The organism is Burkholderia sp. Ax-1720 (genome assembly GCF_011753035.1).
Classification (GTDB): domain Bacteria; phylum Pseudomonadota; class Gammaproteobacteria; order Burkholderiales; family Burkholderiaceae; genus Burkholderia; species Burkholderia gladioli.
Window position 1 is genome coordinate 76,871 of record NZ_VWWK01000002.1, and the last position, 22,595, is coordinate 99,465.

A 22,595-nucleotide genomic window follows, 5' to 3' on the forward strand; every position below is an offset into this window, starting at 1 on the left:
TGGCATTCATGCCGGCAATTCCTCTCATCTGGTTGCAAAATAAAACTTGTCGGAAGTGTAGGGAAGCTTGTTTTAAAATGCAACTTCTTATCCGGCAGGACCGCCGGACGTGGCTTGTCGTGACGCATCGAGGAGGGCGGGATGGCCAGGCAGAAAAGTTTCGCGGATTCGCCATGCCCGGTGGGCCGGGCGGCCGACATCGTCGGCGATCGCTGGATGCTGCTGATCGTGCGCGACGCGTTCGACGGCATGCGCCGCTTCGGCGAGTTTCTCGCCAGCCTCGGCGTGGCGCGCAACATCCTGTCCGACCGGCTCAAGCAACTGGTGGAGGCGGGCGTGTTCGAGATCGTGCCCGCATCGGACGGTTCCGCCTACCAGGAATACGTGCTGACCCGCAAGGGCGAGGGCCTGTTCCCGGTGATCGTGATGCTGCGCCAGTGGGGCGAGGCCAACCTGTTCGCGCCCGGCGAGCCGCATTCGGTGATGGTCGATCGCAAGAGCGGCCGCAAGATCCGCAAGCAGACCCTGCAGCACGAGGACGGCCGGCCGCTGAACGCCGCCAACAGCGCGATCCGCAAGCTCGACGAGCGCTGAGGCGCGGCGGTTCTTTCGTAATAGAATCGGCGGCGTCGCGCTGGCTGCCACACGATCCGGCTTGTCGGGACGATGTCACGGGGCATCGTCCAGGCCCATGCGAACCATCGCCATCATTATTCATAGACCGCCATGAACGTAACCACCTCGGACGACTGCACCGGGATCCTGTCCAACCACCCTCTCGCGAAGCACTTCGTCGTGTTCGGGTATCGCGACGGCGCGTATTCGTCGATCCCCAACAACTTCTTTCGCAACTGGCTCGACGAGGAAGCGACCGAAGGCAGTTTCTATATCGGCCGCGGCTCGGGCCTCGGGGTGGGTTCGATCGCCAAGTACGACGGCGGCCTGCAGAAGCTGAGCCTCGGCAAGTTCGTGGCCGGCGGCCTGCGCCTGCGCTTCCTGCTCAATGGCCAGCACGACATGCGGACCATCTCGACCGCCATGTTCAGCGTCTTCGGCGACGGCCTGCGCAATGCGCCGCCGCCGCAGTATGCCGATACCGTGATCCACAACGACGTCTGGATCGGCGACGAGGCCCTGTTCCTGGGCGGCTCGGTGGTGGAGAGCGGCTGCGTGATCGGCGCGCGCGCGGTGATCCCGCCGAATTTCCGCGCCGAGCCTTACGGGATCTACGTGGGTTCGCCGGCCAGGCTGGTGCGATTCCGCTTCCCGGAGCGGGTGCGCGAGAGCCTGCTCGAACTGGCCTGGTGGGACATGCCGCTGTCGTGGATCAAGCAGCACAACGACGCCTTCCTCGCGGACCTGACGAGCGACGAGGGCAAGGCGCTGGAGATCCTCGCCGAGCTCAAGCGGGCGAAGTTCAGCGCGCTGAGCCAGGGCTGAGCCGCCGGCAGGCGGACGAGGGCATGCCGACGTTCGCGCTGGTCACGTCCGCGCGTTCGCCGGCCGCTGCCCCGGCTGGCGGTAGCCGGATGCGCGCGGTCGTTCCTCAGCCGGCGGCCGGCGTGGCGGGTTCCTCGGCGTAGCGCGCCGAGATGAAATCGATGAAGGCCCGCACCTTCAGCGGCACATGGCGGGAGCGCGGGTAGAGCGCGTAATAGCGGCGCTGCGCGAGGCGGTGGCCGGGCAGGATCGGCACCAGCCGGCCGCGCGCGATATCGGCGCTGACGGTGTGCAGCGTGAAGGCGCCGATGCCGTTGCCCTCCACCGCGAGCGCGTAAAGGGCGGTGATGGCATCGCTGCCGAACTGGCCGTCCAGTGCAATGCTGGCGGTCGTGCCATCGGCGGCCGTGAGCCGCCAGCGAGCGGTGTCGCCGCCGCCGCGATAGACCAGCAGTTCATGCGCGGGCAGGTCCTCCGGCGCGCGCGGCAGACCGCGCCGGGCGATGTAGCCGGGCGAGGCGACCAGCACCTCGTCGGAGCGCGCCAGCGTCTTCGCCACCAGATCCGAATCCGGCAAGTCGCCGCTGATGCGCAGCGCGACATCGAAGCCTTCCTCGATCAGATTGACGAAACGGTCGCTGCACGACACCTCGAGGCGGATCGCCGGATATTCGCGGCGAAACGCGGGCAGCCAGCCCGGCATCTCGAGTGTGCCGACCGATAGCGGCATGCTCACGCGCAGCAGGCCCGACGCGCGGCGATCGTCTTCTGTCACTTCCTCCGCAGCCGCCTCCACGCGATCGAGAATCTCGACGCAGGCCGCGTAATAGCGTTCGCCGGCCGCGCTCAGCGCGAAATGCCGGGAATTGCGATTCAGCAATTGCGCGCCGAGCCGGGCCTCGAGCTGTTTCAACTGGCGCGATACGGTGGAGTGCGTCGTGTCGAGGCGCTCGGCCGCGGCCGTGAAGCTGCGCGTCTCGACCAGGCATCGATAGACGCGCATCGCGTGCAGTTGATCCATGAGGCGGGGCGCTCCGTGGCCGGGAAGTTGGGCGCGAGGCCGTGCCCGGCGGTGCGAGCCCGGCGCGATCGGCATCAGCGCACCGGCAGCGCGAGGATCTCGTCGGTGCCGAGCACCTCGCCGAAGGTATCCTCGATTTCCGCGAGCGCGGCGCGATGCAGCGTGTCCTTGTCGATCGACTGGCCGTTCGCGCGGACGATGCCGCGCGTGGCCGACGCGTCGGATGCTACCACGACGGTATAACCGAGCGGCACCGCATCGCGGGCCGCGCCGGCCACGCAGGCATGCGTCATCAGGCCGGCGATCAGCAGGGTGGTCACGCCGTCCGCCTTCAGCCGCCGGTCGAGGTCGGTGCTGGCGAACACGCTGACCGTGCGCTTCTGCAGGACCGTGTCCGTGGCACGAGGCTGCATCGCGGGCACGAAGTCGACCGTGTCGCCGCCCAGGGCGAACAGTGGCGAACCCGCCGGCGCGACGTGCTGGATCTGGAGCACGCGCATGCCGTGGCGATCGGCGTAGGCGAGCAGGCGTTGCGTGTTCGCGATCGCGCCGGCGATGTCGGCGATCGGCATCCTGCCGTTCAGGTACTCGTTCTGGAAATCGATCACGAGCAGGGCGGTGGATTTCGCATCGAGATGGTCGAGGCTCGGTGCGCCGGCCATGGCGCGGATGGTCGGCGTGGCCGGGGTGGTTCTTGCGTCGGCTGCTGCCGCGCCGGCTGCCGGCAGCATGGAGGCGGCCGAGGCGAGGAGCAGGTGGCGCACGAGGTGGCGAAGGGAAAAGACGGTCATGGCGTTCTCCTGGGATATCGATGGGCGATGGATGGCCTGCACGATAGCGGGAGCGCCGGGTGCGCGGCAGCGCATGGGCGGAACAGGTGCTGTGCGCGGCCTGCAGGCCGCGCATCGGTCATTTGACCGATACCTGCCCGGGTCGGGCTTCTTCATGCTTATGAAAGGCGGGTGATCTATCCTGCCCGATTTCAGGCACCTCAAACCCAGGAGCACAGATGAAACGCATTCATGTCGCCATTCTCGCCGTCATGCTGAGCGGCTCGGCGCTTGCCGCCTCGCCGGCTCCCACCCGCATCCGCGGCACGATCGCGGCGGTCAGCGCCAGCGAGATCACGGTCCACACGACGGCCGGCGCCGACGTGCAGGTCGCGCTGGGCGCCAACACGAAGTACCTGCAGGTGGTGAAGGCCGACCTCGCCAATATCGAGCCGGGCAGCTATATCGGCACCGCCACCAAGAGCACGGGCGCGAACCAGATCGCGCTGGAAGTGGTGGTGTTCCCGCCGGCCATGAAGGGCGTGGGCGAGGGCCATTACGCCTGGGATACGATTCCTGACACCACGCTGTCGGGCGCCGGCACCACCTCCAGCTCGATGACCAACGGCAGCGTGACGGCTGTCGCCGCGCCGTCGAGCACCACCGTCAAGAGCGCGATGACCAACGGCAGCGTCAGCGCGGCCACCGACCAGGGCGGCGTGAAGCGGCTCACCGTCAGCTACAAGGGCGGCGAGCAGGTCGTGCTGGTGCCGCCCACCGCGCCGATCGTCACCTTCCATCCCGCCACCACGGCCGACCTGACCAAGGGTGCCGCCGTGTTCATCAATGCCGCGACGGACCAGAACAAGACCACGGCCGGCGTGGTCGCGATCGGCAAGGATGGGCTGAAGCCGCCGATGTAAGACGGCGGGTCGTCACCGACGTCACCCGCGCCATCCGCCCCCCCGATCAACCGCCAAGGAGCCCGTTCATGCGCCCCCGTTCCCGGTCGCCACGACCCGCGCACCCCGCCCCGATCCGGATCATGCACTGGATCGGCGTGTATGCCATGGGATGCATGATCTTCAGCGGCTGGGCGATCTACAACGCCTCGCCGGACCTGCCCTTCGTGTTTCCGCGATGGACCGGGCTCGGCGGCTGGCTGGGCGGCGCGCTGGCCTGGCATCTGAGCGCCATGTGGCTGCTGGTGATCGACGGGCTGGCCTATCTCGTCTACGGGATCGCGTCGGGGCATTTCCGGCGCGATCTTCGCCTGCCTTCGCCGATGGCGGTGATTCGCGATCTGCGCGCCGCGCTGGCGTTTCGGCTCGCGCATCGGCAGGGGCACTACAACGCGGTGCAGCGCGCGATGTATGTCGGCGTGGTGACGGCCGCGATCGTCCAGGTCGTCACGGGGCTGGCGATCTGGAAGCCCGTGCAGTTTCAATGGCTGGTGGAGTTGTTCGGGCAGTATGCGATCGCCCGCAATATCCATCTCGCCCTGATGTTCGGCATCGTCGCCTTCGTCGTCGTGCACGTGACGCTGGTGGCGATTCATCCGCGCACGCTGGTGGCGATGATCGCCCCGGTGCCGGCGGAATCCGAGGAGCAGCACTGATGGCCGAGCGTAAAACCGTCGCCGTCCGGCAAGAGGACATCAAGGCGGAACTGACTCGCGCGAGCCGGCGCGGCTTCCTGAAACGGACCTTGTCGCTCGGCGGCCTGGCCATGCTGAGCGGCTGCGACCTGTCCACGCATTCGGGCGTCGACGCCGCGCTCGAAGCCATGCTGCGCTTCGACGATCGCGTGCAGGCGGCGCTGTTCGGTTCGCAGCGGCTGGCGAGAACCTATAGCGCGGCCGATATCACGCGCCCGTTCCGCTTCAATGCCTTTTATCCCGATTGGCAGGTGCGCGGCGTGCCCGACAACTGGGCGCTCGGCGTCGCCGGGCGGGTGGCGCGCAAGCAGCCGTGGACCCTGCCCGAGCTGATGACGCTGCCGCAGGCGAGCCAGATCACCCGCCATATCTGCATCGAGGGCTGGAGCCAGATCGGGCAGTGGAGCGGTATCCCGTTGCGCGTGTTCCTGGAGCGAGTCGGCGCGGATCTGAACTCGCGCTGCGTCGCCTTCAAGTGCTTCGACGGCTACTCGACCAGCATCGACATGGCCAGCGCCCTGCATCCCCAGACGATCCTCGCGCTCGATTTCGATTCGAAGCCGCTCGAGCCGCAATGGGGTGCGCCGCTGCGGTTGCGGATCCCGACCAAGCTGGGGTTCAAGAGCGCGAAGAACCTGGAGGCGATCGAGGTTACCAACGTGTTCCCGGGCGGGTATTGGGAGCAGCAGGGGTATGACTGGTTCGCGGGGGTTTGAGGGGGCGGCTCGCCATGTCGGATGAGCGGCGGCAGGAGCGAGGCGATCCATGCGCCAATGCTGCGCGTGCTCGATGCCTTCAAGAATGGGGAGCTTGATCGGGGCCGGTCGCCGGCCTGGGCGTTTCGCGTCGTGTCGCGAGGCGGCGGTTGCGCGGGAGTGTCCATTGATACCACTCCACCAGCCGCTCGGCGGCGTATCGTGCGCGCTCGCTCCAGGTTGCCTCGGTCGCGCGGATCTGGACGTCCTCGCGTTCCAGGGCTTCAGGTGCCCAGTATTTCCGGACTTCGCCGACGGGCAGGAAACGCGTCTCCGTATCAATCGCCCGAAACACCTGGAACTCCGGATCGCCGCCGACTTTGGCCCAGTAGGCCAGCCGCAACAGCTCCCGCGCTGTCTCGACGAGACTCAGGCGATCCGCGAGAAAATCCTCCGCCCGGGCGCGGATCCTTCGACAATGCGTGCGCCACAGATCCACATTCCCGATTCCCGGCGGGACTTCGAATTCCATCGACATGGGCGTTCTCGATTCCATTGAGGGGAAGTGGGGATTGTCGGGGCGCGATCGGCGGGTGTCGAATGCTCAGATGTCGCGGGCTGTTGCCGCATGCACGACAAGGGGCCGAATCCTCCTCGATGCTTGATCACCGCCATCCGTAACCGAACGGCACCGGCGAACGAACTATCGTGATCAGCTACCCCGGAGCCTCCCATGTTCGCCCGTTTCCTTTCCGTCATCTGCGCGAGCGCCGCCAGCTTGCTGGCATTCCCCGCGTTTGCCGACGCGCCTCGCCCGGTCATCATCGAATTGTTCACCTCGCAGGGCTGCTCGTCCTGCCCGCCGGCCGACAGCTACCTGAACGAGCTGAGCGACGCGCGCAAGGACGTGTTGCCGCTGGCCTTTCACGTGACCTACTGGAACCAGCTCGGGTGGAAGGATCCGTTCTCGCTTTCGATTTCCGACGCGCGCCAGGATCGGTATGTGCAGCGTTTCCACGGCTTCGCCTATACCCCCGAACTGGTGGTGGACGGGAAATCCGCCGTGGTGGGTTCGAATCGCGCGGCGGTGGATGCCGCGATCGATCGTGCGAGATCGTCGGCGACGACGTCCGCGAACGTCAGCGCAATGGCCAGCGGCAAGGGCGTGACAGTGTCGATCGGTTCAGGAAGCGGACAGGCCCAGGTGCTGCTGGTGGGTTACGACACGCGTCATGTGACGCCGGTCGGACGCGGGGAGAACAGCGGGAACACGCTCACCGAATCGAATATCGTGCGAGCGCTGGCGAGCATCGGAAGCTGGTCCGGCGCGGCGCTCACGCTGCAGGCGAGTCCCCCGGCCGGGGAGAAGCTGGCGGTTTTGCTCGAGGCGCCCGATGGCACGATCGTCGGCGCCGCCCGCGTGGCGGACGCACGCGGCGAGCCTTCGCGTTGATCGTTTGGAGAGCTGACGGCAGACGAGCCGCGGAACACGGCCGTCTACCGTCTCCAGCAACTGGATGGATCAGGCGAAACGCCAGCAGGGCGCCGGCGCATCCAGTCTCCGGATTATTTCAGGACAGCGGCGCCATCCTGGCCGGCGCCAAGCATCCGCTCCACATACCGCGCAATCATATCGATCTCGAGATTCACCTTCGAGCCCGCCTTCAGGTGCCGCAGCGTGGTGACCTGCACCGTATGCGGGATCAGGTTGATCGAGAACTCGCAGCCGTCCGCGAGATCCTTCACCGCATTGACCGTCAGGCTCACGCCATTGACCGTGATCGAGCCCTTGTAGGCCAGGTACTTGCCCAGTTCTTTCGGCGCCAGCACGCGCAGCTCGTGCGATTCGCCCACCGGCGCGAAATGCGTGACCGTCCCGAGCCCGTCCACATGGCCCGACACGATATGCCCGCCCAGCCGGTCGTGCGCGCGCAGCGCCTTCTCGAGATTGACCTCGCCCGGCTCGCTCAGGCCGACCGTCTTGTTCAGGCTCTCGCGCGATACGTCGACGGTGAAGGTTTCGGCGGTGGTCTCGATCGCCGTCATGCAGGCGCCCTGGATCGCGATGCTGTCGCCGAGCGCGACATCGCCCAGGTCGAGCCCGCCGGCGCGGACCACCAGCCGAACGCCGGCATCGGCCTCGGTGCCGAGCGGTGCGATCGATTCAATGCGGCCGACCGCCGCGACGATTCCGGTAAACATCGTGAGATTCCCGTAAGCAGATTCAGTTGGCCGACGCGGCGGCGAAGCGCGCGAGAATGCGCAGCTCGTCGCCGATCCGGTCGATGGTATGGAATTGCAGGCGCGTGCGCTGTTCCAGCGTGGCCGGCGCGGCGAGATTGAACATGCCGGCCGCGTTGTCGCCGAGCAAGGTCGGCGCGACGTAGATCAGCAGCTCGTCGACGCAGCCTTCGCGCAGCAGCGAGCCGTTCAGCTTGTGCCCGGCCTCGACATGCAGCTCGTTGATGCCGCGCTTGCCGAGCGCCTGCAGCAGGGCCGGCAGGTCGACCTTGCCGTTCGGGCCGGCCAGCGGCACCACCTCGGCGCCGCGGTCGCGCAGGGCGGCGGCGCGGCCTTCGCCGGCCGCGTCGAGCTCGCCGCAGAAGATCAGGATCGGCGCGCCGCTCAGCAGTTTCGCCTCCAGCGAAACCTCGAGCCGGCTGTCCACCAGCACGCGCAGCGGCTGGCGCGGCGTGTCGATGCCGCGCACCGTCAGTTGCGGATCGTCCTCGCGCACCGTGCCGATGCCGGTCAGGATCGCGCAGGCGCGTGCGCGCCAGGCGTGCCCATCCGCGCGCGCGGCCTCGCCGGTGATCCACTGGCTCTGGCCGTCGGGCAGCGCGGTGCGGCCGTCCAGCGAGATGGCCGACTTCATGCGCACCCAGGGCTGGCCGCGCGTCATGCGCGACACGAAGCCGATGTTCATCTCGCGCGCTTCCTGCGCGAGCAGCCCGCAGCGCACGTCGATGCCGGCGTCGCGCAGCATCCCGAGGCCCTTGCCCGAGACCAGCGGGTTCGGGTCCTCCATCGCCGCCACCACCTTGGCCACGCGCGCGTCGATCAGGCCCAGCGCGCAAGGCGGCGTGCGCCCGAAATGGCTGCAGGGCTCCAGCGTCACGTAGACGGTCGCGCCGCGCAGGTCGTGGCCGCGCGAGCGCGCGTCCTTCATGGCCTGCACCTCGGCGTGGTCCTGGCCGGCCGGCTGGGTGTAGCCCTCGCCGATCACCACCTCGTCCTTGACGATCACGCAACCCACGCGCGGGTTCGGCGAGGTGGTGTACATCCCGCGCGACGAGAGGTCGAGCGCGCGCTGCATATGCGCGAAATCCGATTCCGAGAACATGCGCGTCTCCCTATCCGGTGGTCAGGCGGCAGCCAGGGCGCCGAAGGCGCGGCGCGCGGCGGCGAGCGTTGCATCGATCACGGCGTCGTCGTGCACGCTGGAGACGAAGCCGGCCTCGTAGGCCGAGGGCGCGAAATACACGCCCTCGTCGAGCATCAGGTGGAAGAAGCGGTTGAAGCTGGCGATGTCGCTCTTGGTCACCTCGGCGAAGCTGGTCGGCACCGCCTCGGTGAAGTAGAGGCCGAACATCGCGCCGATCGCGTCGGTCGCGAACGGCACGCCGGTAGCGCGCGCCTCGGCGGCGAGGCCGTCGGCCAGGCGCTGGGTCTGCGCGGTGAGCGCCGCGTAGAAGCCGGGCGCCTGGATCAGTTGCAGGGTCTTGAGGCCGGCGGCCACCGCGATCGGGTTGCCCGACAGCGTGCCGGCCTGGTAGACGCCGCCCAGCGGCGCGAGCTGGGCCATGATGTCGCGACGTCCGCCGAACGCGGCCGCCGGCATGCCGCCGCCGATCACCTTGCCCAGGCAGGTCAGGTCGGCCTGGATGCCGTAATGCTGCTGCGCGCCGCCGAGCGCGACGCGGAAGCCGCACATCACCTCGTCGAAGATCAGCACGGCGCCGTGCTTGCTGCACAGCGCGCGCAGCGCCTGCAGGAATTCGGGGGTGCCGCGCACCAGGTTCATGTTGCCGGCCACCGGCTCGACGATCACGGCGGCGATCTCGTCGCCGAACGCGCCGAAGGCTTCCTCCAGCGCCGCCACGTTGTTGTACTCCAGCACCGTGGTGTGCTTGGCGATGTCGGCCGGCACGCCGGCCGAGGTCGGGTTGCCGAAGGTCAGCAGGCCGGAGCCGGCCTTCACCAGCAGGCTGTCGGCGTGACCGTGGTAGCAGCCCTCGAACTTGACGATGCGGCTGCGGTTGGTGAAGCCGCGCGCCAGGCGCAGCGCGCTCATGGTCGCCTCGGTGCCGCTCGACACCATCCGCACCTGCTCGATGCTGGGCACCAGCTTGCAGATCTCCTCGGCGATCTCGATCTCGGCCTCGGTCGGCGCGCCGAACGAGAAGCCGTCGGCCAGCACGCGCTGCACCGCCTCGAGCACCTCGGGATGGACGTGGCCGACGATCATCGGGCCCCACGAGCCGATGTAGTCGATATAGCGCTTGTCGTCGGCGTCCCAGAAGTAGGGGCCCTGAGCCCGGGACACGAAGCGCGGCGTGCCGCCGACCGAGCGGAAGGCGCGCACGGGCGAGTTGACGCCGCCCGGGATGGTGCGCTGGGCGCGTTCGAAGAGCGTTTGATTGTTCGACATGGATAGGTCCTGCTAGACGGAGGCGGCAGCCGGGCGGGCGCGGCGGGGGCCGCATCTTCCGCGCCGGATGCGGACGAAACGATCGTCAGATTGTACCGAAGAGTCGCCGGGGCGGTTCTGGCGCGGCCCGCCCGGCCCTCGCGCGGGGTGGGGCCTGCCGGGCCGCGGACGAGGGCGGGGCGGGTGCCTCAGAGCCTGGGCGGCTTGCGCTTGCCGGTCAGTTCGGCCCAGCGTTTCTCCAGCGCGCCCTCGGCGATGGGCTTGATCGAGGTGCCGGAGGTCTGGGCGTCCCAGGTCTGCACCGAGAACGGGTGGACGCGCAATGCGTCGCGCGCGATCACCACCTCGCCGTGGCCGTCGACCAGCCAGTCGTAGACGAAATCGATGCAGAGCCGGTAGCCGCGCTTCGTGTTCGGGTCCGCCACTTCGTAGGGCGCGCGCGTCACGTAGCCGGAGCCGAATACGCCCTTCGGCTCCTGGGCGACGCGATGCAGGAACACGCGGTCGCCGGGCAGGATGCTGCGCGAGAAACCGCAGCCCCAGACGTCGCGCACGGCCTCGCCGGCGCGCACGCGCGCGGCCACCTCGGGCAGCTCGGGCCAGGGCCATTTCTTGGGGCTCCAGATCAACAGGAAGGCAGTCATGTCGGGGCAACGGGAGAACGGAAAGAAGACGGGAAGCGAGCCCGGCGGCGCGCGCGCACGCAAAGCGCGAGCTTACCCGATCGCCCGCGCGCGAGTGGCCGACCGACACGCCAAGGCCCGGCGCGCGGCGTGGGCTTGGACTCGCGAAGCCGGGCTCGCGCGTACAATCGTGGCTTCGCGGCGGCCGCCCGGCCGTCGTTCAAACCGAGTCGGGCCGCGCGGCGCCTAGCCGTGCGAGGTCCCGGCCGCACGCGAGAATTCCCATGTCGAACGCGATACGGCGCCGGCCCGACGCCCGGTTGATCATGCTGCTCGGTGCGCTGGCCGCGTGCGGGCCGATCGGCACCGACATGTACCTGCCGAGCATGCCCTCGGTGGCCGAGAGCCTGGGCACCAGCGCATCGGCGGTGCAGTGGACGCTGACCAGCTTCCTGTCGGGCTTCTCGCTGGGCATGCTGCTGTATGGGCCGCTGTCGGATTCGCTGGGGCGCCGCCCGGTGCTGCTGGGCGGGATCGTGCTGTTCACCGTGGCCGGCGCGGGCTGCTTCGTGGCGCCGTCGATCGGCAGCCTGATCGTGCTGCGCTTCCTGCAGGCGCTCGGCGCGGGTGCCGCCTCGGTGCTGTCGCGGGCGATCGCGCGCGATGCGCACGAGCCGGCCGACGCGGCCAAGGTGCTGTCGATGGTGGCGATCGTCACCTCGGTCGGCCCGCTGCTCGCGCCGCTGCTGGGCGGCCAGATCCTGCGCTTCGCCGGCTGGCGCATGGTGTTCGTGGTGCTCACGCTGTTCGGCATCGGCTGCACCATCGCGGCCTTCCTGAAGGTGCCCGAGACCTGGCCGAAGGAGCGCCGCAAGTCCTCGGCGATCCTGCAGTCCTTCATGGCCTATGGGCGCATCCTGCGCGATCCGGTGGCCTGGGGGCACATGCTCTGCGGCGGCATGGCCTTCGCCTCGATGCTCACCTACATCACCGCCACGCCCTTCGTCTACATCGAGTATTTCCACGTCTCGCCGCAGCATTACGGCCTGCTGTTCGGCCTGAACATCGCCGGCATCATGATCGGCAACTTCATCAATACCCGCGCGGTCGGCCGCTTCGGTTCGCTGCGCCTGATCTCGGCGGCCTCGCTGATCAGTTGCATCGCCTCGTTCTGCGTGGCCTTCTTCTCGCTGACGGGCATCGGCGGGCTCTGGTCGATCGTCGCCGGCCTGTTCTTCGTGGTCGGCGTGATCGGGCTGTTGTCGGCGAACTGCTCGACCGACCTGATGCATCGTTATCCGCACAACGCGGGCGCGGCCGCGGCCGTGTTCGGCGCGATGCAGCTCGGCCTGGGCGCGGTCGCCAGCGCCGTGGTGGGGCTGCTCGCCGACGGCACGCCGTTCGGCATGGGCGTGACGATCGCGATCACCGGCGCGCTCTGCTTCCTGGGGCGCCGGCTGGTGATCCGCTGGCACGGCCGGCCGGTGCGCGGCGACTGAGTTCGCGCGGCGCGCTCGCTCGGGTTCGCGACCGCGAGTCAAAAGCAGCCAAAAACAAAGGGCCGGCGCCCGAAAGCGCCGGCCCTTCGTGTTTCCGGCCGTTCATCGCGGCTACCGCCGCCGGCCGCGTTCAGTCGCGCGTGGCCGGGGCCGCACCGTGGCTGAGCCAGTCGAGCACGTCGGCCGATTCGTCCTCGCCGGCGCGCGCCTTGGCCTGCGCGACCGCCTCGGTGATCTCGGCGTTCGGCGCGGCGCGCCGGATCGCGACGCCCACCGCGAGGATGTCGATCATCACCAGGTGCAGGATCCGCGAGATCATCGACAACTGCGATTCGCGCATCTCGATGTGATCGGTCTCGAGCGCCACGGTGGCGCGCTTGGCCAGCGGCGTGTTGCTGGAGGTGATCGCGATCACCTTGGCGCCGGCCTGCATCGCCACGTCGAGCACGCGCAGCAGCTCGGGCGCGCGGCCCGACTTCGACACCGCCACGATCACGTCGCCCTTGCCGAGCAGGGCGGCCGAGGCGGCCTGCATGTACAGGTCGCCGTAGGCGATGGTCGGGATGCCGAAGCGGAAGAACTTGTAGTGCGCGTCCTGGGCCACGATGTTCGAGTTGCCCAGGCCGTAGAACTCGATGCGCCGCGCATTGTTGAGGATGTCGATGGCATGCTCGACGTGCTCGAAGTTCAGGTGCTCGCGCAACTGCAGGATCGCCGACACGGTGTTGTCGAGCACCTTCGCGCCGAAGTCGGTGGCGGTGTCGCCCAGGTGCACCTGGCTGTGGCTCATCGGGATCGTGCCGGTCAGGCCGGTGGCCAGCTTCAGCTTGAAGTCCGACAGGCCCTGGCAGCCCAGCGAGCGGCAGAAGCGGATCACGGTCGGCTGGCTGACGTCGGCCTTGCGCGCGATGTCGACGATCGGGTCGTTGATGATCGAGCGCGGGTGATTGAGCGCGAGGTCGGCCACGCGTCGCTCGGCCGGCGTCAGCGCATCGCGCATCTGGCGGATCCGCTCGAACACCGCCGAGGAGGCGCCGCCCGAGCGGTTCGACAGTTGCTCGGCGAGGATCGCCGAGACGCCGAGGAAGGCCGGGTAGTCGGCCGTGATCAGGTAGGTCGGCACGTTCGCGCAGTAGTCGGAGAAGCGGCCCTTCGACTCGAAGCGCTCGCGAAAGCGCGACTTCAGGAACAGCTCGCCGAGCTTGAGCACCACGCCGCCGCCGATGTACACGCCGCCGAGCGCGCCGAGCGTGACCGCCAGGTTGCCGGCGAAGGTGCCGAGAATCGCGCAGAACACGTCGACCGCCTCGAGCGCGAGCGCGTCGCCTTCATGCGCGCGATCGACGATCTCGGGCGTGCCGAAGTTGGCGGGCACGCGCTTCTTGTCGCGACCGGCCAGCGCGCGATAGACGATCTCGATGCCGGGCCCGGCGCACACGCGCTCGAACGAGACATGCGGCCACTTCTTGCGCGCGTACTGCATGACCAGGTCCTCGCGCTCGTCCATCGGCGCGAAGCTGGCATGACCGCCCTCGCTGCCCAGCGCGATCCAGCGGTCGTCGGCGGGGATCAGCCCCGACACGCCCAGGCCGGTGCCCGGGCCCATCAGGCCGATCACGCTGTTCTGGCGGCGCGTGCCGCCGCCGATCTGCTGGCGCTGCGCGTCGGTCAGGCCCGGCAGGGCCATCGCCAGCGCGGTGAAGTCGTTGACCACCAGCAGCGTGTCGAAGCCCAGCGCGCGGCGCGTGGCCTCGATCGAGAAGCTCCAGTCGTGGTTGGTCATGCGCACCTGGTCGCCGTCGACCGGGTTGGCGATCGCGATCGCCGCGTGGTTGACGCGGCCGATCTTGACGTCCTTCAGATACTTGCGGATCGCATCGGTCAGCGTCGGGTAGTCGGCGCCGGGATAGACGCGGATCTGCGTGATCTCGCCGGGGCCGATCTCGAGCGCGAAGCGCGCGTTCGTGCCGCCGACGTCGGCGAGCAGGCGCGGGCCGTCGGCGTGCTGGCCGGCAGCCGGTTTAGTTTGCGCACCAGTAGACATCGAGCTGGGTCCCCTTGTCGTTGGCCAGTTGGGAAATTGCGTTGCGCTGCGGCGCCGCGGCGGCGGCCTCCAGCACTTCGCGCTTGCGGGCGCCCGCGATCAGCAGGAACAGTCGGTCGACGCGGCGCAGCGCGTCGAGCGAGAGGCTCACGCGCGGATGCGGCGCGGCGCCCGGGTGCACGGCGAGGTAGCGCTCGGTGGTCGAGATCGCCAGCTCCCATTCGGGCGCGTCGGCGAAGATCGAGGCGGTATGGCCGTCCTCGCCCATGCCGAGCACGGCGACGTTCGGCAGCCGGTAGGCCGGGTTCGCGTTGAGCGCGGCGACCTGCGCCTCGAGCGTGGCGGAGGTGTCGACCAGCGGCAGGAAGCGCGCGCCGGCGGCGGCGTTCTGGAGCAGCGTGTCGTGCACCAGTTGCGCGTTGCTGGCGCCGTCGGTGTCGGCCACCCAGCGGTCGTCGACCAGGCTCACGTCCACGCGGGCCCAGTCGAGCTCGGCGGTGGACAGGGTTTGCAGGAACGGACGCGGGCTGGTGCCGCCCGACACGGCGAGCGTCGCGCGTGCGTGCTCGGCGAGCGGCGCGGCCAGCGCCGCGCGCACCGCCTGCGCGAGCGCCTCGCACTGCGCTTGCGGGCTTTCGAATGCGTGAAGCTCGATCACTTCTCCTCCAGGCTGCTTTTATTGAATTCGGTGGTCATGCGGGGGACTCCGGCGAGTCGCGGCCGGGGCGGGCCGCGTCAGGCATGTTGCAAACGCGTGTTTCAGTTCTCTTCCTCGAGCCAGCAGGTGCCGTGCTGCGCGAGCATCGCGCTGGCCGCCGCGGGGCCCCAGGTGCCGGCCGCGTAGGGCTTGGGCGGCTTGAGCGATTTCTGCCATTCGTTCTGGATCGGTTCGACCCAGCGCCAGGCCGCCTCCTGCTCGTCGCGCCGCACGAACAGCGCCAGGCGCCCGTTGATCACGTCGAGCAGCAGGCGCTGGTAGGCCTCCATCTGGCCTTCCTTGAAGAACTGGTCGAAGGCCAGGTCGAGATGCACGCTGGCCAGGTTCATGCCCTCGCCGGGCTGCTTGGCCAGGCAATACAGGCGGATCGTCTCGTTGGGCTGCAGGCGGATCACCAGCCGGTTGGTGCCGGCGCGCAGCGCATTGGGGCCGAGCGCGGAATGCGGCACCGCGCGGAAATTGACCACGATCTCGGCGACGCGATCGGCCAGCCGCTTGCCGGTGCGCAGGAAGAAGGGCACGCCGGCCCAGCGCCAGTTCTCGATCTCGACCTTCAGCGCCACGTAGGTTTCGGTGTTGCTGTCGGGCTTCACGCCGGGTTCGGTGGCGTAGCCGGGCACCGGGTTGCCCTTGATGGTGCCGGCGTGATACTGGCCGCGCACCGCCACCTTGCTGATGTCGCGCGGATCGATCGGCTTGAGCGCGCGCAGCACGCGCAGCTTCTCGTCGCGCACCGAATCCGAATCCATCGAATGCGGCGGCTCCATCGCGATGATCGAGAGCAATTGCAGCAGGTGGTTCTGCACCATGTCGCGCAGCGCGCCGGTGTTGTCGTAGAAGTCGCCGCGCGCCTCCACGCCCAGTTCCTCGGCGATCGTGATCTGGATGCTCTCGACCCATTCGCGGCGCCACAGCGGCTCGAACAGCGCATTGCCGAAGCGCAGCGCGAGCAGGTTCTGCACCGGCTCCTTGCCGAGGTAGTGGTCGATCCGGTAGATCTGGTCTTCCGCGAAGATCTCGCCGACCGCGTCGTTGATCTCGTTGGAGGAGGCCAGGTCGTAGCCGAGCGGCTTCTCCAGCACGATGCGCGCGCCCTCGCTCAGGCCGACGCCGGCCAGCGCCTTGCAGATCGGTTCGAACAGGGAAGGGCCGGTGGCCAGGTAGAACACGCGCGTGCCGGGCAGCTCGCCGATCGCCTCGCGCAGGACCTGGTAATCCTCGGGGCGGCCGAGATCGACGTTGAGATAGTCGATGCGTTCCAGGAACCGCTTCCAGGCGGCTTCGTCGAAGGCGCTGCCGGAAGCCTTCCTCGCATGTGGCTTGACGTGCTCCTCGACCCAGCCGTGATAGCCGGCGCGATCCGCATCGTGGCGCGCGACCGCGACGATGCGGCCGGACTCGGCGAGCATGTTGGCGCGATGGGCCTCGAACAGTGCCGGCAGGATCTTGCGCATCGACAGGTCGCCGGTGCCGCCGAACAATACGAAGGTGAAGCTGCTGGAATCGTTTTGCATTGTCTCCGCCCGGTTGGAAATGCGCGTACCACGGCATGGATGGAAGCCGCCTGGCTGGGCCGTTCCGACGGGCGCGGACGGCGGCAAGCGGAGCCGTAGTGCGATAAAAATATTTTTGACACTGAATTGTAGTTTAACTACAATCCGCCGCAAGGGGTAGACCCGGAAGAAGAAAAAGAAGCGCACACGATGGATGTCGGGGAAGCGCGCTCTTCGGACGGGACGGCCGGTGCGGCAGCGCGCCGAGACCGCATGTTAAAGGACATTGGCGAAACGCATCACGAGCCGGTCCGCGACGGCCCCGAGGTTCGGCGCCGCGCGGCGGCGGGACCGGAACCAACAGATCAGAGGAGACACTCTTTGAATCTCGATCCACTCAGTCCCTGAGCGCCCGCGGCCGGCCACGGCCCGACCGTTTTCCGGTCGTTCGCGGCGCGATATCCCGGTTGTTTCGTTTCGCAAGTTCCTGAGCAAGCCGGCTCTCGCACGCACGAGAGCCTCACGAGTCGGTTAATCCAAACTGGAGGAGATGAGTAATGAAAGTTCGCGCGATGATGGGCGCGCTGTGCGCCGCAGGCCTGATGATCAGCGCCGCCACGGCGCAGGCTGCCGAGAACGTCACGGTGCTGCACTGGTGGACCTCGGGCGGTGAATCCAAGGCGGTCGGCGTGCTGAAGGACGACCTGCAGAAGCAAGGTTACGTGTGGAAGGACTTCGCGGTGGCGGGCGGCGCGGGTGCCGCGGCCATGACGGCGCTCAAGACCAAGGTGATCAGCGGCGACGCTCCGTCGGCCGCGCAGATCAAGGGCCCGCTGATCCAGGATTGGGCGGACCAGGGCGTGCTCGTCAACATCGACTCGGCCGCCGGCGACTGGGGCAAGAACCTGCCGCCGGAAATCGACAAGATCATCAAGTACAAGGGCCACTACGTGGCGGCGCCGTTCTCGGTGCACCGCGTCAACTGGCTGTACCTGAACAAGGCCGCGCTCGACAAGGTCGGCGCCAAGGTGCCGACCACCTGGCCGGAATTCTTCGCCCTGGCCGACAAGCTCAAGGCCGCCGGCATCCAGCCGATCGCGATGGGCGGCCAGCCGTGGCAGGACCTGACGCTGTGGGAGGACGTGGTGCTGTCCGAAGGCGCCGACTTCTACAAGAAGGCGATCGTCAACCTCGACCCGGCCACGCTGGGCTCGCCGAAGATGCTCGACGTGTTCAACACGGTGCGCAAGATCCAGGGTTACTTCGATGCCGGTCGTAACGGCCGCGACTGGAACCTGGCCACGGCGATGGTGATCAACGGCAAGGCCGGCATGCAGTTCATGGGCGACTGGGCCAAGGGCGAGTTCGAGAACGCCGGCAAGAAGTCGGGCAAGGACTACATCTGCGCGCCGGTGCCGGGCACCTCGAGCGCCTACACGTTCAACGTCGACTCCTTCGTGTTCTTCCAGCAGAAGGGTTCGGAGAACGCCACGCCGGGTCAGCTCGCGCTGGCCAAGACCATCATGACGCCGGACTTCCAGGAGCAGTTCAGCCTGCTGAAGGGCTCGATCCCGGTGCGCCTGGGCGTGAAGATGGACAAGTACGACGACTGCGCGAAGAAGTCCTACGCGGATGAGCAGACCGCGCTGAAGGCCGGCGGCTACGTGCCCTCGCTGGCCCACGGCATGGCGCAGGGCGATGCCACCGCCGGCGCGATCAGCGACGTCGTGACCAAGTTCATGAACTCGCAGCAGGATCCGAAGGAAGCCGTCGCCGCGCTCGTGAAGGCCGCGAAGGTGAAGTAAAGGCAGCACGGGCGAGGCCTGGCCTCGCCCGTACCGTCGCAAACGGGCCGGCCGCATGCGGCCCGCGCCGTACCCGATGCCGCGCGCCTCGCCCCCAAGGCGGCGGCACCCTCGTTCCAGGAGTCGAATCAAGTGGCTGCCCCTCTCAGCGGAAACGAACCCGGCCGCGCTGACGTCGCCCGCCGCACGTCGCCGCTCTCGGCATTGGCCGATCGCTGGATACCGAAGCTGGTGCTCGCACCCAGCATCGCGATCGCCGTGGTGTTCATCTATGGCTTCATCGTCATCACCGGCTACCTGTCGCTGACCAAGTCGCGACTGCTGCCCAACTACACCTTCGACGGTTTCGGCCGCTACACGGACCTGTTCCAGAACGACGTCTGGTGGACCTCGGCCGCCAACCTCGGCTGGTTCGGGATTCCCTTCATCGTGCTGTGCGTGGTGCTCGGCCTGTTCCTGGCGATCCTGCTGGACCAGCAGATCCGCAACGAAGGCGCGCTGCGCGCGGTGTTCCTGTACCCGATGGCGCTGTCCTTCATCGTCACCGGCACGGCCTGGCAGTGGATCCTGAACCCGGGCCTGGGCCTGGAGAAGGTGCTGCACGACTGGGGCTGGACCAGCTTCTCGTTCAACTGGCTGGACGATCCGGACAAGGCGATCTTCTGCGTGGTGATCGCCGCGGTCTGGCAATCGACCGGCTTCGTGATGGCGCTGTTCCTGGCCGGCCTGCGCGGCGTGGACGGCGAGATCTTCAAGGCGGCCCAGGTGGACGGCGCGACCCTGCCGACCATCTACCGCAAGATCGTGATCCCGAGCATGCGCCCGGTGTTCTTCTCGGTGCTGCTGATCCTCTGCCACATCACGATCAAGACCTTCGACCTGGTGGTCGCGCTGACCGCCGGCGGCCCCGGCACCTCGTCCTCGCTGCCCGCCATGTTCATGTATACCTATTCGTTCAATCGCGGACAGCTCGGCGTCGGCGCGGCCTCGTCGGTGATGATGCTCGCGACCGTGGTCGCGGTGCTGGTGCCGCTGATGTATATGGAATCGAGGAGCACCCGCAATGCAGCCTAAGATGACGATCAGCCGCGCCGTCATTTACGCGGTGCTGATCCTGTTCGCGATTTACTTCCTGCTCCCGCTGTACGTGATGCTGTCGACCTCCTTCAAGGATCTCGACCAGCTGCGTACCGGCAACCTGCTGACGCCGCCCACCAGCTGGACCATCGATCCCTGGCTCAAGGCCTGGGGCTCGGCCTGTACCGGCGTGCGCTGCGACGGCATGAAGCCGTTCTTCTTCAACTCGCTGAAGATGGTGATCCCGGCCGTGCTGATCTCCTCGCTGATCGGCGCGTTCAACGGCTACGTGCTCACGCACTGGCGCTTTCGCGGCGCCGACGCGCTGTTCACGCTGCTGCTGGTGGGCTGCTTCATCCCGTTCCAGGTGATCCTGCTGCCGATGGCGCGCGTCGAGGGCTACTTCGGCCTGGCCAACACCACCGCCGGCCTGGTGCTGGTGCACGTGGTCTACGGCATCGCCTTCACCACCATGTTCTTCCGCAACTTCTACGTGAGCGTGCCGGCGGAACTGGTGAAGGCCGCGCGGATCGACGGCGCCGGCTTCTTCACGATCTTCACGCGGATCCTGATGCCGGTCTCGCTGCCGATCTTCATGGTCTGCCTGATCTGGCAGTTCACCCAGATCTGGAACGACTTCCTGTTCGGCATCGTGTTCTCGGGCGTCGATTCGATGCCGATCACGGTGGCCCTGAACAACCTCGTGAATACGTCGACGGGCGTGAAGGAATACAACGTCGACATGGCGGGCGCGATCATCGCCGCGCTGCCCACGCTGCTGGTCTACGTGGTCGCCGGCCGCTACTTCGTGCGCGGCCTCACGGCGGGCGCGGTGAAGGGCTGATCCGCGGCCAGTATTCCTGAACGAACCGGCCGCGCGGGCACATGTCCCGCGCGGCGAGCAGAACCGACGCGGCGCGAGACGCCGCACCTGAGACAGAGGATTCACAGCATGGCAAGCCTTTCCATCCGTGACGTGTACAAGACCTATCCGAACGGGGTGCCGGTCCTGAAGGGCGTCGACATCGACATCGAGGACGGCCAGTTCCTGATCCTGGTCGGCGGTTCGGGCTGCGGGAAGTCGACGCTGCTCAACATGATCGCCGGCCTGGAGACCGTCACCAAGGGCGAGATCCGCATCGGCGGCAAGGTCGTCAACGATCTCTCGCCGAAGGATCGCGACATCGCGATGGTGTTCCAGTCGTACGCGCTCTACCCGTCGATGACGGTCAAGGAGAACATCTCCTTCGGCCTGAACATCCGCAAGGTGCCCAAGAACGAGCAGAAGCAGATCGTCGATCGCGTCGCCGCGATGCTGCAGATCGAGCACCTGCTCGACCGCAAGCCGGGCCAGCTCTCGGGCGGCCAGCGCCAGCGCGTGGCGATGGGCCGGGCGCTCGCGCGCGATCCTTCGCTGTTCCTGTTCGACGAGCCGCTCTCGAACCTCGACGCCAAGCTGCGTATCGAGATGCGCGCCGAGATCAAGCTGCTGCACCAGCGCCTGGGCACCACCATCGTCTACGTGACGCACGACCAGATCGAGGCGATGACGCTGGGCGACCGCATCGCGGTGATGAAGGACGGCGTGGTCCAGCAGTTCGGCGCGCCGCAGGACATCTACGATTCGCCCTCGAACCTGTTCGTGGCCGGCTTCATCGGCGCGCCGCCGATGAACTTCATCAACGGCCGGGTTGTGGAGCAGGGCAGCGGGGTGGGCCTGGAGATCGATACCGGCGCCTCGCGCGGCGTGCTGAACCTGCCCTTCGAGCGCTCGAAGATGAACGGCCACGTGGGCCGCGAGGTGATCCTGGGCCTGCGCCCGGAGCGCATCACCGACGCGCGCAATGCCCATGACGGCCAGGCTTCCTCGCTGCAGCCGATCGACGTGGTGGTGGACGTGACCGAGCCGACCGGCCCGGATACGCACGTGTTCGCCCAGGTCAACGGCAAGCGCATCGTGAGCCGCGTGCACCCGGCCGCGAACCCGCAGCCGCAGCAGCAGCTCAAGCTGCTGTTCGACGTCTCGAAGGCGGTGGTGTTCGATCCGTCGACGGAAGCGCGGATCGCCTGAGCCTGGCGCGGCGAAGGCCGTAGCGAAAAAAACGGGCCGCCCTTGGGCGGTCCGTTTCGCATGGGCGGCGCGGTGCTCGACGCCGCCGCCGCGCCATCGATTCTCGACGCGGCTTCAGCGCACCTCGCGCGGCGTGCCGCGATCGCTCTCGTTGAGCAGGCCCAGCATCGAGGTCGGCTGCAGCAGCACCAGCACCGCGCCGGCGCCGCCGTCGTTGCCGCGCGCCTCGCAGAAGGCGATCACTTCCTCCTTCTGCACCAGCCAGGCCCGTACCTTGCCCTTGAGCACCGGCTCCTTGCCGACCGAGCCGAGCCCCTTGCCGTGGATCACGCGCAGGCAGCGCAGCCCCTTCTTGCCGGCCTCGCGGATGAACACGGCGAGCGCCTCGCGCGCCTCGTCGCGGCGCATGCCGTGCAGGTCCAGCTGGGCCTGCACGATCCAGGCGCCGCTGCGCAGCTTGCGCACCACTTCGCGGCTGATGCCGGGGCGGTGGTAATAGAGGCTTTCGTCGGAGTCGAGCAGCGTCTCGGGGTCGAATTCGTCGGACAGCGTCTCGCTGAGCACCGCTTCCTCGTCGAGCTGGGTCTGCTTGGGCACCGGCTGCGGCGGCTCGCGGCGGGCAGGCACGCGCGGCGGCGCGGCCAGCGGCGTGATCGTGCCGATCTCGTTGCGGAACAGGTTGGCGTTGAGCTCGGCCTCGCGCGTCTCGCGCGCGACCTGCACCTGCTGCCTGGCGCGCCGCTCGGCCTCGCCCTTGAGCGAATCGCGCAGGGCGCCGAGGCCGGCCAGGCCGCCCTGGAGGGCACCGGGCTCGGGTTTCGGCACGATCGGCTCGGCCGCTTTGGCCGCGGGGGCGGCGGCGCGGCGCTTGGCCGGGTCGCTCGGATGGGGCTGGTTCTTCGCCATGATGGTCTACGGATCGAAGGTGGGGCGGGAATGAAAAAGGCCGCTGCGCGGGGCAGCGGCCTTCGGAAGGCCAGGCGGGCTGCGGCGCGTGGCGACGCTATTGTAACGTCGCCGCGCACGGCCCG

At 68.1% G+C, this 22,595-nt stretch carries 22 protein-coding genes; 11 read left to right on the plus strand and 11 right to left on the minus strand.

What is annotated here, in order from left to right; all coding sequences use genetic code 11:
- The first annotated feature begins 141 nt into the window (after nucleotides 1-141).
- Both F3J18_RS01015 and F3J18_RS01020 read left to right on the plus strand, forming a co-directional pair.
- Nucleotides 142-594, plus strand: coding sequence for a helix-turn-helix domain-containing protein (locus tag F3J18_RS01015; protein ID WP_025098134.1), 453 nt, complete (start codon nucleotides 142-144; stop codon nucleotides 592-594).
- A 132-nt stretch (nucleotides 595-726) separates the two neighbouring features.
- The gene (locus F3J18_RS01020) at nucleotides 727-1,440 is read left to right on the plus strand and encodes an acetyltransferase (RefSeq protein ID WP_166910767.1); all 714 of its coding nucleotides are present in this window, start codon (nucleotides 727-729) and stop codon (nucleotides 1,438-1,440) included.
- Between the two features lie 106 nt (nucleotides 1,441-1,546).
- Here F3J18_RS01020 and F3J18_RS01025 read toward each other — a convergent pair whose 3' ends face one another.
- Nucleotides 1,547-2,461 (minus strand): LysR family transcriptional regulator, encoded by a 915-nt coding sequence (locus F3J18_RS01025; RefSeq protein ID WP_166910769.1) that lies wholly within the window; start codon nucleotides 2,459-2,461, stop codon nucleotides 1,547-1,549.
- A 74-nt stretch (nucleotides 2,462-2,535) separates the two neighbouring features.
- Entirely contained in the window at nucleotides 2,536-3,252 is a 717-nt protein-coding gene (locus F3J18_RS01030; RefSeq protein ID WP_166910771.1) for an isochorismatase family protein, read from the minus strand.
- 218 nt (nucleotides 3,253-3,470) lie between these two features.
- On the opposite strand from F3J18_RS01030, the gene F3J18_RS01035 reads away from it, so the two are divergent.
- The 3 genes from F3J18_RS01035 (at nucleotide 3,471) to F3J18_RS01045 (ending at nucleotide 5,604) form a co-directional block, all read left to right on the plus strand.
- Nucleotides 3,471-4,154 carry a hypothetical protein gene (locus F3J18_RS01035; protein WP_013696901.1) on the plus strand — a complete coding sequence of 228 codons (684 nt, stop codon included), beginning with the start codon at nucleotides 3,471-3,473 and terminating at the stop codon, nucleotides 4,152-4,154.
- 68 nt (nucleotides 4,155-4,222) lie between these two features.
- Complete coding sequence (locus F3J18_RS01040) at nucleotides 4,223-4,849, plus strand: cytochrome b/b6 domain-containing protein (RefSeq protein WP_166910773.1); 627 nt, start codon at nucleotides 4,223-4,225, stop codon at nucleotides 4,847-4,849.
- Nucleotides 4,849-5,604 (plus strand): molybdopterin-dependent oxidoreductase, encoded by a 756-nt coding sequence (locus F3J18_RS01045; protein WP_166910775.1) that lies wholly within the window; start codon nucleotides 4,849-4,851, stop codon nucleotides 5,602-5,604. The genes F3J18_RS01040 and F3J18_RS01045 overlap by 1 nt, the downstream gene beginning before the upstream one ends.
- 79 nt (nucleotides 5,605-5,683) lie before the next feature.
- On the opposite strand, the gene F3J18_RS01050 is transcribed toward F3J18_RS01045, so the two are convergent.
- The gene (locus F3J18_RS01050; protein WP_166910777.1) at nucleotides 5,684-6,121 is read right to left on the minus strand and encodes a hypothetical protein; all 438 of its coding nucleotides are present in this window, start codon (nucleotides 6,119-6,121) and stop codon (nucleotides 5,684-5,686) included.
- Nucleotides 6,122-6,316: 195 nt separating this feature from the next.
- On the opposite strand from F3J18_RS01050, the gene F3J18_RS01055 reads away from it, so the two are divergent.
- Entirely contained in the window at nucleotides 6,317-7,036 is a 720-nt protein-coding gene (locus tag F3J18_RS01055; RefSeq protein WP_166910779.1) for a DUF1223 domain-containing protein, read from the plus strand.
- Between the two features lie 113 nt (nucleotides 7,037-7,149).
- On the opposite strand, the gene F3J18_RS01060 is transcribed toward F3J18_RS01055, so the two are convergent.
- The 4 genes from F3J18_RS01060 to F3J18_RS01075 form a co-directional block, all read right to left on the minus strand.
- Nucleotides 7,150-7,785 carry a riboflavin synthase gene (locus tag F3J18_RS01060; RefSeq protein ID WP_166910781.1) on the minus strand — a complete coding sequence of 212 codons (636 nt, stop codon included), beginning with the start codon at nucleotides 7,783-7,785 and terminating at the stop codon, nucleotides 7,150-7,152.
- A gap of 22 nt (nucleotides 7,786-7,807) precedes the next feature.
- Complete coding sequence (gene ribD, locus F3J18_RS01065) at nucleotides 7,808-8,926, minus strand: bifunctional diaminohydroxyphosphoribosylaminopyrimidine deaminase/5-amino-6-(5-phosphoribosylamino)uracil reductase RibD (RefSeq protein ID WP_025098125.1); 1,119 nt, start codon at nucleotides 8,924-8,926, stop codon at nucleotides 7,808-7,810.
- A gap of 21 nt (nucleotides 8,927-8,947) precedes the next feature.
- Entirely contained in the window at nucleotides 8,948-10,234 is a 1,287-nt protein-coding gene (hemL, locus tag F3J18_RS01070) for a glutamate-1-semialdehyde 2,1-aminomutase (RefSeq protein WP_166910783.1), read from the minus strand.
- 188 nt (nucleotides 10,235-10,422) lie between these two features.
- A complete protein-coding gene (locus F3J18_RS01075; protein ID WP_166910785.1) occupies nucleotides 10,423-10,878 on the minus strand; it encodes a hypothetical protein in 456 nt (151 codons plus the stop codon).
- Between the two features lie 263 nt (nucleotides 10,879-11,141).
- Between F3J18_RS01075 and F3J18_RS01080 the strand changes: the two genes are divergently transcribed.
- Complete coding sequence (locus F3J18_RS01080; RefSeq protein WP_025098123.1) at nucleotides 11,142-12,356, plus strand: Bcr/CflA family multidrug efflux MFS transporter; 1,215 nt, start codon at nucleotides 11,142-11,144, stop codon at nucleotides 12,354-12,356.
- Nucleotides 12,357-12,486: 130 nt separating this feature from the next.
- Here the strand turns inward: F3J18_RS01080 and F3J18_RS01085 are convergent, their stop codons facing one another.
- The 3 genes from F3J18_RS01085 to zwf form a co-directional block, all read right to left on the minus strand.
- Nucleotides 12,487-14,400 (minus strand): bifunctional transcriptional regulator/glucokinase, encoded by a 1,914-nt coding sequence (locus F3J18_RS01085; RefSeq protein ID WP_025098122.1) that lies wholly within the window; start codon nucleotides 14,398-14,400, stop codon nucleotides 12,487-12,489.
- Complete coding sequence (gene pgl / locus F3J18_RS01090) at nucleotides 14,378-15,058, minus strand: 6-phosphogluconolactonase (RefSeq protein ID WP_025098121.1); 681 nt, start codon at nucleotides 15,056-15,058, stop codon at nucleotides 14,378-14,380. Before pgl ends, F3J18_RS01085 begins: the two co-directional genes overlap by 23 nt.
- Before the next feature lie 101 nt (nucleotides 15,059-15,159).
- Complete coding sequence (gene zwf / locus F3J18_RS01095; protein WP_060006054.1) at nucleotides 15,160-16,632, minus strand: glucose-6-phosphate dehydrogenase; 1,473 nt, start codon at nucleotides 16,630-16,632, stop codon at nucleotides 15,160-15,162.
- Nucleotides 16,633-17,168: 536 nt separating this feature from the next.
- Here zwf and F3J18_RS01100 point away from each other — a divergent pair.
- From F3J18_RS01100 to ugpC, 4 genes are all read left to right on the plus strand, one after another.
- A complete protein-coding gene (locus tag F3J18_RS01100; RefSeq protein WP_166910787.1) occupies nucleotides 17,169-18,416 on the plus strand; it encodes an ABC transporter substrate-binding protein in 1,248 nt (415 codons plus the stop codon).
- Between the two features lie 132 nt (nucleotides 18,417-18,548).
- On the plus strand, nucleotides 18,549-19,490 hold the full coding sequence (locus tag F3J18_RS01105) for a sugar ABC transporter permease (protein ID WP_013696915.1): 942 nt from the start codon (nucleotides 18,549-18,551) through the stop codon (nucleotides 19,488-19,490).
- Nucleotides 19,480-20,337 carry a carbohydrate ABC transporter permease gene (locus F3J18_RS01110; protein ID WP_025098118.1) on the plus strand — a complete coding sequence of 286 codons (858 nt, stop codon included), beginning with the start codon at nucleotides 19,480-19,482 and terminating at the stop codon, nucleotides 20,335-20,337. Before F3J18_RS01105 ends, F3J18_RS01110 begins: the two co-directional genes overlap by 11 nt.
- 108 nt (nucleotides 20,338-20,445) lie before the next feature.
- Nucleotides 20,446-21,564 (plus strand): sn-glycerol-3-phosphate ABC transporter ATP-binding protein UgpC, encoded by a 1,119-nt coding sequence (ugpC, locus tag F3J18_RS01115; protein ID WP_166910788.1) that lies wholly within the window; start codon nucleotides 20,446-20,448, stop codon nucleotides 21,562-21,564.
- A 114-nt stretch (nucleotides 21,565-21,678) separates the two neighbouring features.
- On the opposite strand, the gene F3J18_RS01120 is transcribed toward ugpC, so the two are convergent.
- On the minus strand, nucleotides 21,679-22,470 hold the full coding sequence (locus F3J18_RS01120; RefSeq protein WP_166910790.1) for a Smr/MutS family protein: 792 nt from the start codon (nucleotides 22,468-22,470) through the stop codon (nucleotides 21,679-21,681).
- Nucleotides 22,471-22,595 lie beyond the last annotated feature (125 nt).